At 45.0% G+C, this 12,180-nt stretch carries 15 protein-coding genes; 12 read left to right on the top strand and 3 right to left on the bottom strand.

Going from position 1 to position 12,180, the window contains the following annotated elements; translation table 11 throughout:
* Positions 1-320: 320 nt before the first annotated feature.
* From treC to N5C46_RS16390, 9 genes are all read left to right on the top strand, one after another.
* On the top strand, positions 321-2,006 hold the full coding sequence (gene treC, locus N5C46_RS16430; protein ID WP_261749428.1) for an alpha,alpha-phosphotrehalase: 1,686 nt from the start codon (positions 321-323) through the stop codon (positions 2,004-2,006).
* Between the two features lie 188 nt (positions 2,007-2,194).
* Positions 2,195-2,554 (top strand): DUF5082 domain-containing protein, encoded by a 360-nt coding sequence (locus N5C46_RS16425; RefSeq protein ID WP_261749427.1) that lies wholly within the window; start codon positions 2,195-2,197, stop codon positions 2,552-2,554.
* Between the two features lie 2 nt (positions 2,555-2,556).
* Positions 2,557-2,835 (top strand): YwqI/YxiC family protein, encoded by a 279-nt coding sequence (locus N5C46_RS16420; protein ID WP_261749426.1) that lies wholly within the window; start codon positions 2,557-2,559, stop codon positions 2,833-2,835.
* 16 nt (positions 2,836-2,851) lie between these two features.
* Positions 2,852-4,327: a ribonuclease YeeF family protein gene (locus tag N5C46_RS16415; protein ID WP_261749425.1), complete on the top strand. Its 1,476-nt coding sequence runs from the start codon at positions 2,852-2,854 to the stop codon at positions 4,325-4,327.
* 19 nt (positions 4,328-4,346) lie between these two features.
* Positions 4,347-4,592 carry a hypothetical protein gene (locus N5C46_RS16410; protein ID WP_261749424.1) on the top strand — a complete coding sequence of 82 codons (246 nt, stop codon included), beginning with the start codon at positions 4,347-4,349 and terminating at the stop codon, positions 4,590-4,592.
* Positions 4,593-4,635: 43 nt separating this feature from the next.
* A complete protein-coding gene (locus tag N5C46_RS16405) occupies positions 4,636-4,944 on the top strand; it encodes a DUF4176 domain-containing protein (protein ID WP_261749423.1) in 309 nt (102 codons plus the stop codon).
* Entirely contained in the window at positions 4,934-5,317 is a 384-nt protein-coding gene (locus N5C46_RS16400) for a DUF4176 domain-containing protein (RefSeq protein WP_261749422.1), read from the top strand. Before N5C46_RS16405 ends, N5C46_RS16400 begins: the two co-directional genes overlap by 11 nt.
* 11 nt (positions 5,318-5,328) lie before the next feature.
* Entirely contained in the window at positions 5,329-5,556 is a 228-nt protein-coding gene (locus N5C46_RS16395) for a hypothetical protein (RefSeq protein WP_261749421.1), read from the top strand.
* A gap of 69 nt (positions 5,557-5,625) precedes the next feature.
* On the top strand, positions 5,626-5,793 hold the full coding sequence (locus N5C46_RS16390; RefSeq protein WP_261749420.1) for an aspartyl-phosphate phosphatase Spo0E family protein: 168 nt from the start codon (positions 5,626-5,628) through the stop codon (positions 5,791-5,793).
* Between the two features lie 30 nt (positions 5,794-5,823).
* Here the strand turns inward: N5C46_RS16390 and N5C46_RS16385 are convergent, their stop codons facing one another.
* Positions 5,824-6,432 (bottom strand): Cif family virulence factor, encoded by a 609-nt coding sequence (locus tag N5C46_RS16385; RefSeq protein WP_261749419.1) that lies wholly within the window; start codon positions 6,430-6,432, stop codon positions 5,824-5,826.
* A gap of 118 nt (positions 6,433-6,550) precedes the next feature.
* Here N5C46_RS16385 and treR point away from each other — a divergent pair, with 118 nt between their 5' ends.
* Positions 6,551-7,273 carry a trehalose operon repressor gene (gene treR / locus N5C46_RS16380; protein ID WP_261749418.1) on the top strand — a complete coding sequence of 241 codons (723 nt, stop codon included), beginning with the start codon at positions 6,551-6,553 and terminating at the stop codon, positions 7,271-7,273.
* A 422-nt stretch (positions 7,274-7,695) separates the two neighbouring features.
* Here treR and N5C46_RS16375 read toward each other — a convergent pair whose 3' ends face one another.
* Entirely contained in the window at positions 7,696-8,373 is a 678-nt protein-coding gene (locus N5C46_RS16375) for a response regulator (protein ID WP_034765382.1), read from the bottom strand.
* Positions 8,374-8,402: 29 nt separating this feature from the next.
* A complete protein-coding gene (locus tag N5C46_RS16370; protein ID WP_261749417.1) occupies positions 8,403-9,545 on the bottom strand; it encodes a sensor histidine kinase in 1,143 nt (380 codons plus the stop codon).
* 507 nt (positions 9,546-10,052) lie between these two features.
* On the opposite strand from N5C46_RS16370, the gene N5C46_RS16365 reads away from it, so the two are divergent.
* On the top strand, positions 10,053-10,697 hold the full coding sequence (locus N5C46_RS16365; protein ID WP_261749416.1) for a YigZ family protein: 645 nt from the start codon (positions 10,053-10,055) through the stop codon (positions 10,695-10,697).
* A 374-nt stretch (positions 10,698-11,071) separates the two neighbouring features.
* A complete protein-coding gene (locus N5C46_RS16360) occupies positions 11,072-12,133 on the top strand; it encodes a glycosyltransferase family 4 protein (RefSeq protein ID WP_034765373.1) in 1,062 nt (353 codons plus the stop codon).
* Positions 12,134-12,180: the final 47 nt, after the last annotated feature.

The raw sequence follows: 12,180 nt of genomic DNA, 5'->3' as shown, positions 1-12,180 counted from the left end.
ACAGTTGCAACAACTTGTATATACAAGTTAAACTTAGGGGGACAAATCAATTCTTAGCACTTATCTGTAAGGGATAGTGACGGGGATGTTTGTCTCCCTTTTTCTTGGGAGGGACGGACCTTCAAATCTGCTTGTTTTGGAGCGTCTTTTCCTATTAGATAAGGGTTTGTGACGAAGAATGGAAGGTCCGTCCCTCTAAACAGGCAGACCTTTCAAGAACAAATCGCATTAAATCAATGATGATATGAAATAAATGAGGCGGATGAGCTAAAAAGTTGAGGTCCGTCCCTCAAAAATATGTGAAGGATGGTGCATGTGGTATGAAGCAGGCTTGGTGGAAGAGGTCGGTTGTGTATCAGATTTATCCGAAGAGTTTTTATGATACGTCGGGGAATGGCGTTGGGGATATTAAGGGGATTACGGCGAAGCTGGATTATTTGAAGGAGCTTGGGATTGATGTGGTGTGGATCACGCCGATTTATAAGTCTCCTCAGAACGATAACGGCTATGATATCAGCGACTATTTCAATATTCATGAAGAGTACGGGACGATGGAGGATTTCGATGAGCTTCTGGAGGAAGCTCACTCCCGCGGCATCAAGATCATCATGGACATCGTGATCAATCATACGTCGACAGAGAATCAGTGGTTCATTGAGTCCCGGAAGTCGAAGGACAATGAGTACCGTGACTTCTATATTTGGAAAGACGGCAAGCCGGACGGATCCGAACCGACCAACTGGCAGTCGAAGTTCGGAGGGAACGCATGGCAGTATGATGAGGAAACAGGTCAGTACTACCTTCATCTCTTTGACGTCACTCAGGCTGATTTGAATTGGGAGAACGATGAGGTGCGAAAGAAATTGTATGACATGATGCACTTCTGGCTGAAGAAAGGTGTCGACGGCTTCCGTCTTGACGTCATCAACCTCATCTCCAAAGATCAGGATTTCCCTGATGATGACGGTTCGGTTGCTCCCGGGGACGGACGCAAGTTTTACACGGACGGTCCCAAGGTTCATGAGTATATGCAGGAAATGAACAAGGAAGTCTTCTCCCAATACGACATCATGACCGTCGGGGAAATGTCTTCGACCACGATCGACAACTGTATCAAGTATTCCAACCCGGAACGCAATGAGCTCAGCATGACGTTCAATTTCCATCACTTGAAAGTGGATTACCCGAACGGGGAGAAATGGTCGGTGGCTGACTTCGACTTCCTGAAATTGAAGGACATCCTGTCTACCTGGCAGCGTGAAATGAACAAAGGCGGCGGTTGGAACGCCCTCTTCTGGTGCAACCATGATCAGCCTAGGATTGTGTCCCGCTACGGTGATGACAGTGAGTACCGTAACGAATCGGCTAAGATGCTCGCGACAACGATCCATATGATGCAGGGTACCCCTTATATCTATCAGGGGGAAGAGTTCGGAATGACAAATCCAAAGTTCACGAGCATCGAGGAGTATCGAGATGTAGAGTCCCTCAATACGTTCAATATATTGAAGGAACAAGGAAAAACGGAAGAAGAGATCCTCGAGATCCTGCGGCATAAATCCCGTGACAACTCACGGACACCGGTGCAGTGGAACAGTAACGAGAATGCCGGGTTCACAAGCGGTACCCCTTGGATCCCTGTGGCGAAGAACTACCAGGAAATCAATGCGGAACAGGCACTGGATGACGAAAATTCTGTCTTCTATCACTACCAGAAGCTGAACCGCCTCCGTAAGGAATATGACATCATCGTGGATGGTGACTACCAGCTGATTCTGGAAGATCACCCGGACATTTTTGCTTATGTACGGAATGGTGACGGCGAAAAACTGCTTGTGGTGAATAACTTCTACGGTCGAGAGACGGAGTTCACGCTTCCGGATGAGGTGGATGTTGCAGGCTGGTCGAGTGAGATTCTGATTTCGAATTATGATGATGCGAAGAATGTGTATTCTCAAATTTCGCTTCGTCCTTATGAGTCTGTGGTGTTCCGATTGACTAAATAAAGAAGATGAGGCATTGTTCATTTGAGCAATGCCTTTTTTCACGTAAAGACGATTAAAAACCCATAATATGGGTATATGGTAGTTAAGTCACGAAGTCAACTTCAGTACAAATCACCCATACCCAACTACTATTTCCATTTGATACCATTATATCTGTATGTTTACTATTAAAAAGGGGGATGAAAGTCTTGTCCTATTTATCATATTTAACTTCCCAACTACATGAAAAAAAAGAGCAGCTTGTACGCTTGAGAAATTCCCTCTCCAGCCTCAATGCCCTTCAGGGAGAATTTCTTCAGCATCAATCTTCCGTTACAGCACCGGACCTTACCCCCACTACCTGGCAGGGTACATTAGCCAAAGCTTTCTCGGAAATACGGGAAGATATGTTGCTTTCCTATAAAGATCTATCTCATAACCAATTGGATACAGCCATCACCACCATCGAAGACAAAATCGCCTCACTCCGGACAGAGATCCAGTCCCTCGAAACGAGCATCGCCAATGAACGTGCCCGTATAGAGCAAGAACAGCGAAAGGAAAGATGACCATGAACCAAAACATTATCCTGCGCATGGGTGAAATCAATGAATCCTTGAAGAACATCCAGGCTGCCACGGAATCTTTTGAACCAACCCTAGTAAAGGACATGGCGTCCTCCAATAACCTGGACGTTGTGACGAGATTGAACGAATTGAATACGCAGCTGGAGGATGTCGCCCGGGTATATAAGAACCTCCTGACAGCGAATAATGCATCTGCGGCCAACGCCATCCAGGACTTTAAAGAAGTCGACGACACCATTTCCGCTTCCATCCGGTCGCGTTAGGAGGAAATAGAGGAAAATGAAAACTCTTGATAACCAATCATTACATAGCGGTATAGAAGATTTACGAAGCAAGCTGGAAACCCAGAAAGAACAATTGACGGGGCTCAGGCAAGCCGTCGAGCAGTTCTCCGGTTCCCATGATGCCTTCAGCGGGCAGGGTGGTGACGCCGTCAGGTCTTTCTACCAGGATCTTCACACCCCTTTTCTGACGTTCTACAGCCTTACCCTGCTAAACTATGAAAGGGTCCTGACCGCTTTGAAGTCGGCCTCCATTCAACTGGAATCCGACACTTCAGGATTTATTCGTCAACCATTCCTCGATGGGGAGCTGAGGGATGGCCTGAACAAAACGGAAAACACCACCCTGGATCTCGTAGATGAGACGAATCAGGCATTGGACGCCATCCGGGATATCATTCATGTCCCTTCCATCCAGGACCAGACGTTCCTCAGTAATACGAAACGAGCCGAACAGAAAATCACACAGACCCTGGAGGATTTAACTTCTTTTGACACGGACCAAACGAAAGCCCTGGATACTGTGGACCATGACATTCAGCTGATGAAACGTTATATTTATGAAATAGAGGGAATGTTTAAGAATGGGAAGATCACAGTCGATAGCTACTCCGGTACAGAATTGAATCAATCCTTTCACCGCCAGCCTTTCATGAGTACGCTCTCAGACAAGTTGGAGTTTGAAAGTCTGCTAGTATCCAGAATGACCATTTCGAGTGAATACGATTCCCTGAAGCAATTGCTGATGCTGAACGGGCAGGGGAATACCAGTTCATTCATCTCTTATTATTCAGATGATCTTGCTATGTCAAGTGTTGGTAAAGCCCAAACTTCTTACAGGGTATGCTACCCTCCGGAGAAAAATGAATATGTCATAGATAAAAAAGTAGAAGATGGATTTGGTTCTGACGGTGTCGGGAACGCAGGTCTGAACTTTACGAATGACTATGATGAGGGTCACCTTGCATTTAATTTAGACGGCTCTGTCGTAAATACCAATAATATGGACGACGTTCCCTCCTTTGTGGAGCAAAAGGTTTTATTCGGAGAGATGGACGCCGACATTCCTTATTCATTCAAATCCACAGGTGAAGCGCTTCTCTACGGTCAAAATATCGGGTTGAAAACTGAAGCAAACGTATCGAAAACGACCTTTGCCCACGACAATTCACCTGCTGCCCTTGACCTGGCATTTGGTCAGGCAGAAGCGAAAGCAAACGTCGAAAACTACACGGCAAGTGCAGGTATAGGAGTTGCCGCCGCCAAAACGGAACTAAAACTTGAACCCCTGAATTGGTTTGGCTACGAACCCCTGGAAGAGTGGTTTGGTTTCGATTATGATCCATACATCGCTGTCGATGTATCCTTAGGCAGCGCAGGTGTCAGTGGTTCAGTCGGGATGGAAACCGGGGTTTATGCCGCCTACGGAATTGGCGTAGGAGTCAAAGGCGGACTTGAAGAAGATAAGAAATAACCAGATCAAGGAGGATCACATGCCAACCACCAAAGACAAATCCAGAAAATTAATTCGATTGCTCCTGCTTATTTATCCCATCTTTATGGGCCTCATGGGGACCATTAGCTTGATTGTCCTCGTCACATGGGGAATACCACAGGAAGACTTGCAATCCCAGCTGCCGGCCATCTTGATCTTGGCCCTGGTCATTTACGGAACGTGTGCAGCTTCCATCGCCATCCGTGCCATTTTTTTTAAAAAGGAAAAGATTTCTCAAGAGTAGGTCATCCCCTGCTCACTATTCTTCAGGAAAGTAGGGATATACGATGAGTAAAAAAGACACCACCCTCCTCCCCATCGGAACGGTCGTGAAGTTAAAAAAGGTAGACAAACCGGTTATGATCTACGGCCGTCACCAAATTCAAAAAAAGACCGAAAACATCTTCGATTACATAGCGGTCCCTTATCCAGAGGGAAACCTGACAGAAGAATTCAACGTCTTCTTCAATCGTGAGCTTATCGAAGGCGTCATCCATCCGGGACTCGTTTCTCCTGCAGAAGAACTGATGAGGGAAAAAGTAGAAGAGGATATGGAGAAGAATCGTAAGAATGAAAGGAACCAAGATGAAAATTAAATTTCTATTTATGCTTATATGTATCACATTCACTTTACTTGGCTGCAGCCAGACAACTGCCGATAAACCTGATAAGAAAGAGGAAGTAAAAGAAGAAAGCCTGGATCCGACTAAGCTTCTTCCCATTGGAACCGTCGTAAAGCTGTCTAAAGTGGATAAATCGGTCATGATTTATGGCTACAATCAAATCCAGGTGAGTACGAATAAACAATACGACTATATCGGGGTTCCTTACCCGGAAGGCAATATTTCGCCAGACTACAATGTTTTCTTTAACAGGAACCTGATCGAAGAGGTTTTACATAACGGCTACGTGACCGATGAAGATAAGAAGATTCGTGAAGAAGCCGACCGTGAGGAAAATACTTACTAGGAGGTGTACCGATGTTTTCAGACAATCCATCCCTAAGAAAAATCATCCGGACCGGACTCCTTGTATTTGCCATCATGGGCTTCATCAGCGGAACCTTGCCACTGGCCATCATCAGCCCTGCCATTTTCACCGGCACTTCCATGCCTGAACAGCTTCCTGCATTTACGGTCATTGCCGTGGTCAACTATGGCTTTGCCATCCTTTTGCTTGTTGTCCGTTCTAAATTTTTTAAAAAGTAAACTTAACCCGTTTTCGAGTTAACATTTAAACACTTATATGGGATAATAAAGGAAAAAGGAGTTCCTGCCATGAATGCTGCTCCAATGGTTCAAACCCTCAAGCAAGAAATGGAATCAAAACGTCTGGAACTAAAATACTTTGCCCAATACCATGGTTTCTCACATCCCGCGACGGTGAAACTCAGCCAGGAACTTGATGAACTCTTTAACCTCTATCACCAATTGAATCAAAAATAAAAGGCTGTGCCCGGGCACAGCCTTTCTTCATTATTCCGTCGCTTCCTCTTCTCCCTCACTTGCCAAGAAGAAAATCGCTGCAACCTTCCATCCATCTTCTTTCTTATGGAAGACGGTTACCTGCTTCCCTGAACGGGTCACTTCCTTATCACTGTTCGGATCTTTCGTCGTCGCTTTAATTTCTGCATACACATCCGCTTTCTTGCCGGCATAGTTGATGATCTTCACATTATCCACCGTACGCTTCGAATCGACACTATCAAAGATCTGCTTCACATAGCGCTCTTCATCTTCGTACTTGAAGTTCACCGGTGTCTTCGAGATGACACTCATATATGATTCGAAATCTTCTTCGTTAAAGGCATTGATATATTGATTAAAGGCAGCGTCGATCGCCGATTTTTCTTCTGCCGGGATCCCTTCCGCTTCCTTCAGCTCACTTGCATCCTCCACGATCTGCGTCATTTGGGTCAGGGATGCCGCTTCATCAGTCGCAGGATCATCTTTCGGGCTGACCTCTTCCGTCTTCTTTGCCGTCTCTTTGTCTTCCTTCTTCTCTTCGTCTGCCCCACAAGCACCCAATAATAACGTGCTCATGCCAATTCCCAACATGATTTTCTTCCAATGCTGTTTCGACAATGCTCTTCACCCTTTTCTAAAATTTGCACTATCTCCATTCTATTGAAAATATTCACAACACTCAAGTTCAATCTCATTTCTTCCTATTAATTATGGTAAAATAATAGCAGGTGATATTATGACGAAAAGCAATAAATACCAACAAATCTTCGAGGATCTCTCTGAAAAAATACAGAACGGCACGTACACAGCGAACTCGATCCTGCCATCGGAAAACGAGCTCTCGGTGATTTATGCCACTTCACGTGAGACTATTCGTAAAGCGCTTACATTACTTGCTCAAAAAGGGCTGATACAGAAACTGCGCGGAAAAGGCTCCCTCGTCCTCGACGTGTCCCGCATGAGCTTTCCCATCTCAGGACTGGTAAGCTTTAAAGAGCTGCAGACCTCCATGGGTCGCGATCAGATCGAGACGTTTGTCCACGACTTCGGATTGATTTCTGCCGATGAAGGGATCGCTACTCAACTAGAAACGTCCCGTGACGCTGAAATTTGGAAAGTCGTCCGTTCCCGTAAAATCGGCGGCGAAAGGATCATTTTGGACAAGTCCTATTTTCTTAAAGATCAAGTCCCTCTCCTGACAAAAGAAATATGTGAGAACTCCATCTATGAATATCTCGAGGGAGAGCTCAGACTGCCCATCGATTTTGCCAAAAAAGAAATTGTTGTGGAAGAGTGTACGGATGAAGACCGGGAGTATCTGGATCTGAATGAATATGATCATGTAGTAGTTGTGAAGAACTATGTCCATTTGAAAGATGCGACGTTGTTTGAGTACACAGAATCGCGGCACAGGCTGGACATGTTCCGGTTTGTGGATTTTGCACGGAGAAAGCATTGATTGAGTTTGGTCCACTTCCTGGATTGGGGAGTGGATTTTTTTATTTGAAGCTGTTTTAGGAACCGAGTATCTGCTTGTTGACGAAGACTGGATCTGAAGCCGGGGGAGCATCATGATGGGGACTGGTAAAGAAAATTCGACACGTCGGCACGATTATTTGAAATCTCGCTTGATTAATCACAACCCCGCATGAAAATTCCATCTCCCGCACGATTATCTCTAATCCCGCATGATCCCCCCGAAAACTCGCACGATTCCCCGTGAAAAGAACCCAACTAAGGAGATCCCGCCTCTAATACGGCCAACAATCCCCTTCCCGGACCACACTCCCACCCAAAACAGACAATCAAAAAGCGACCCTCCACCAGGAAGGGCCGCTCTCTCAACAACAAATTCACAATACTCTATCTATCAACCGGACCTTATCGTACTTCCACCCAACCGTTCTTGATGGCAGTGACTACTGCCTGGGTACGGTCGTTTACGTTCATTTTTTGTAGTATATTACTTACATGATTTTTAACAGTCTTTTCACTGATATATAATCCTTCACCGATGCCACGGTTGCTCTTACCGTCTGCAAGCATTTGCAGGACTTCACATTCGCGGCGTGTTAACAGGTGAAGCGGGCGGCGAACTTCGGATTGCTGGAACCCGCCTGAATTTTGGGCGTTTGCCAGGCGCTTGTATTCTGCAACCAGATTATGCGTCACTTTAGGATGGACGTATGAACCGCCTTCAGCGACGATTTTCACAGCGTCAACCAGTGCGTCTGAGTCCATTTCTTTTAATAGGTAACCAAGTGCACCCGTTTTCAGTGCATGGTTCACATAGTTCTCGTCATCGTGGATGGACAGGATGATGACTTTCGTATCCGGGTACTTGTCCATTAGTTCACGAGTCGCTTCCACGCCGTTTGTCTCAGGCATGTTGATATCCATGAGGACTACGTCGGGTTCATGTGCTTCGACGAGGTTCATTGCTTCTGAACCGTCATCACCTTCTGCTACTACGTTGAAAGAAGGTTCGAATTCGAGGATTCGTTTAACCCCTTCCCTGAAAAGCTGATGATCGTCAATGATAACAATATTTGTTGCCATGTCTTTCGCCTCCCTAAACCTTCGAAAATTTACGTATTAAGCGGAACCTGGATCAGTATGACCGTCCCTGCTCCTACTTTTGAGTCAATCGTGATGTCTCCTTCGAGAAGGTCGACACGTTCTTTCATCCCCATGATTCCAAAGGATCCTGTTTTTTGTTTGTCTTTATCGAATCCCTTGCCGTTGTCTTTGATGACAACTATTATTTGGTCTTTCTTTACTTCTACTTTAACTTGGATATGCGTGGCTTCTGCGTGCTTAAGGGCATTCTGGACACTTTCTTGTACCAACCGGAACAGAGCGACTTCGAATTTGGAAGGAAGTCTGATATCGAGCCCCATATTCACAAACTGTATGGAGGTCTCCTGGTTATACTCTTCGATTGTACTCAAGTATTTTTTGAGGGTCGGTATCAACCCGAGGTCATCAAGCGCCATCGGTCTGAGGTCATAGATGATGCGGCGGACCTCATAAAGGGCTGATCGGACCATCCGTTTCAAATCGCGGATTTCCGTGATGGCATGCTCTGTACTCTTTTCCCTGAATACTCGTTCAATCAGATCCGAGCGAATCATCACATTGGCCATCATTTGAGCAGGGCCGTCATGGATCTCCCGGGATAAGCGCTTCCGCTCGTCCTCCTGGGCCTCGATGATCCGTAGCCCGAAATCCTGCCGCTGCTTCGCGTCCTCAAGCGCCTCGCCCACTTGCCTTAAGTCACTATTCAAATAATTGAGAACGACGGATATCTGTGAGCAGAGATTCTCTGCCTTTTCAATCGTGTCCCCGAGTGCCTGCAAGCGTCTTTCCAGTTCATCCCTGCGGTTCCGAAGCTGCTTTTCCTGCTGTCGGTTCATGGATAGCTTCATCTGCAGGTCATGAGCCTTCTCGTACGCTTCTCTTACCTGGTCTTCTGAATAGGTTTGGAAATGCTTGCTGACTTCAGATAGTCTGAGCCGGGCAAACTTTGATTTCTGCTGGAGTTCATCTCCTTCATCAATCACCCTCAGGACCATTTCTTTCACTTCCAGTAATTCTCTCATCAATTCTTCATAATCAGTTCGACATTGCTCGCCAATCTGGAAGATCTCATCCTTACTTTCGTCAACCGTATCGACCATCTTTTTCAGGATGCTATCCAACATCTTGGTGTCTATTTTTTTAAGTGACACGGTACACCCCTCTTTTGTTCCACAATAGTCGTCCGCCTAGCTTCATGGAAACTATCCTTGCATAGTAATAATCGGTTTTATTCGTTCAGGACATCATGTCCATAGACCTACTGTTCATCTATACTAGATCGTACCTATTATCATTTCAATGGAAAGTCACTAAACTCCTTTATTCATCTAGGCATATTCCTATGTAATACTTCTACCAAGGGATTATTCGCTCCAGGAATAATAGAGAAACTATGGCAATTATCTAGACCATTCGGCTTCCCTAATGAAGCGTTGGAACAACTGAAGTATTACTATCAGCGTCCATTATACCATGTCACATATTGTCGGAGATTAAAGTTTGATTACATTGTATTACCATTATTTCATGCAGAACCAGTTTTTGCCGTGGAAAGCATCCAGAATTGTGCATTCTTCACCATTTTTCTATATAGTAGAATTAGGATATAAGCGCGGACTTTGTCGTAAGCTGCGGCAATCATGAAAGGAGAAATGATTTTGCTACATCAGTATAATACCGTCAAGGGTTTTGGAGAAAATGAAATCAATATCGAACGCTCACGATTCATCACTTATGTGAATCGGGTCGAGACCGAGGAAGATGCTCAGGAATTCATTGCATCGATCAAAAAGAAGCACCATGATGCCAATCATAACTGCTCTGCCTATATGATCGGCGAGCAGAATATGACCCAGAAAGCGAATGATGACGGAGAACCGAGTGGGACAGCCGGGGTTCCGATGCTGGAAGTGTTGAAAAAGCGGGACTTGAAGGACACTGTCGTTGTGGTGACACGTTATTTTGGCGGGATCAAGCTTGGGGCTGGCGGACTGATCCGCGCGTATGGACGGGCCACGTCTGAAGGCTTGAACGCGACAGGGATCGTCGAAAGAAGATTGATGCGCATCATGAAGTCCACGATTGATTATACGTGGCTCGGGAAAGTGGAGAATGAAGTGAGATCCTCCCCTTATCAACTGAAGGACATTCATTACCTGGAGTCTGTAGAGGTTGAGGTCTATGTGGAAGAAGCAAATACATCTGCATTCACGGAATGGATGACTGAGCTGACAAATGGGCAGGCCGTCATAACGGAGGGTGATGTGGAATACCTTGAATCCCCTTTAGTAACCGACTCCTAAAAATGTTTAGATTGGAAAAATCTTTTTTCTTACAACGCCATCATTAAACTCATACTAATTGTATAGAGAGTACCCTCGAAAAAATGACTCTTTTGACGGATAGTGCTCTCCATTATTTTCGCCTACAATGGTGAAATTAATCGGACAAACTGACGTTTAAGATGATCTGGTTATGGGGTAGTAGTAAATAACTTGTTACTTTTTGAAACTTTTACTTGTATTTCGACGTCTAAGTAAGTAAATTCAATTCATTTTTTGACAAATGAACCCACTACGCATTTTAGTAATTCTTGCCTTTAAAAAAGTGTTGCACATCATCAAATATGTGTTATTCTTACAATTGGAGTGCCTATAGAAGAAAAAGAGGTGAACGAATGTACTCTCTAATTGATTTTGTAATTGCTTTTGCTATTTCTTTAGTTGTTTCCGTAGCAGTGACTCCATTAGTGATCAAATTCGCCAAACGATTTGGCTTTGTCGATAAACCGGATCATCGAAAGGTCCATAAAGGGCTAATGCCCCGTGTAGGTGGATTATCGATCGTCATCGGTGCATCAGCCGGCCTGTTGTACTTGAATGATTTGATCTTACCACTATGGCCCGTCATTCTTGGGGGAGGAATCATCCTGATCGTCGGGATCCTTGATGACCGCTTCACCCTATCACCAAAAGCAAAACTTGTTGGACAAATCCTGGCAGCATGCATCGTCGTGTTTGCGGATTTTAAAATTGACTTTATCACATTGCCGTTTGTGGCAGAGCGTATATATTTAGGGAATTTCAGTTATGTGTTCGGGATTTTATGGATTGTCGGTATCACCAATGCCATCAACCTGATTGATGGTTTAGATGGACTGGCAGGCGGAGTATCCGTCATCGCCATGACGTCCATCATGGCTCTCGCAGCCATGAATGGCCAATACATGGTGGTTGCCCTTACGGTAATCTTAATCGGTGGGACCATCGGATTCCTGTTCTTCAACTTTAACCCTGCCAAGATCTTTATGGGTGACACTGGAGCCCTGTTCCTTGGCTATTGTATATCGATCATCTCATTGCTTGGATTATTCAAGAGTGTGACGATCTTCAGTTTAGTTGTTCCAATTATCATCCTGGCTATACCGATCTTCGATACGTTCTTTGCCATCATCCGACGTATCCTTAATAAACAAAAGATTTCAGCACCAGATAAATCGCATCTGCACCATCGCTTACTGGACATGGGCTTCTCTCATAAAGAAACCGTACTGATCATCTATGCGATCGGAGCATTTTTCGGACTATGTGCCATTCTTTTCACACGATCTACCCTATGGGGAGCCATTCTTTTCTCTGCAGTGCTTGTCATATTGATTCAACTGACTGCAGAAGTGGTCGGACTGATCGGTCAGCACAAACCGCTTCTTAATACGATGAAGAAACTGCGTGAACGTTAATACGCACCCGTTTATTTGACGGAAATGCTAGTTTACTAGAAAACCTT

This window comes from Rossellomorea vietnamensis (assembly GCF_025398035.1).
GTDB lineage: Bacteria > Bacillota > Bacilli > Bacillales > Bacillaceae_B > Rossellomorea > Rossellomorea vietnamensis_B.
The sequence above is the reverse complement of the archived record's forward strand: the minus strand, read 5'-3'. Positions and strand labels throughout refer to the sequence as shown.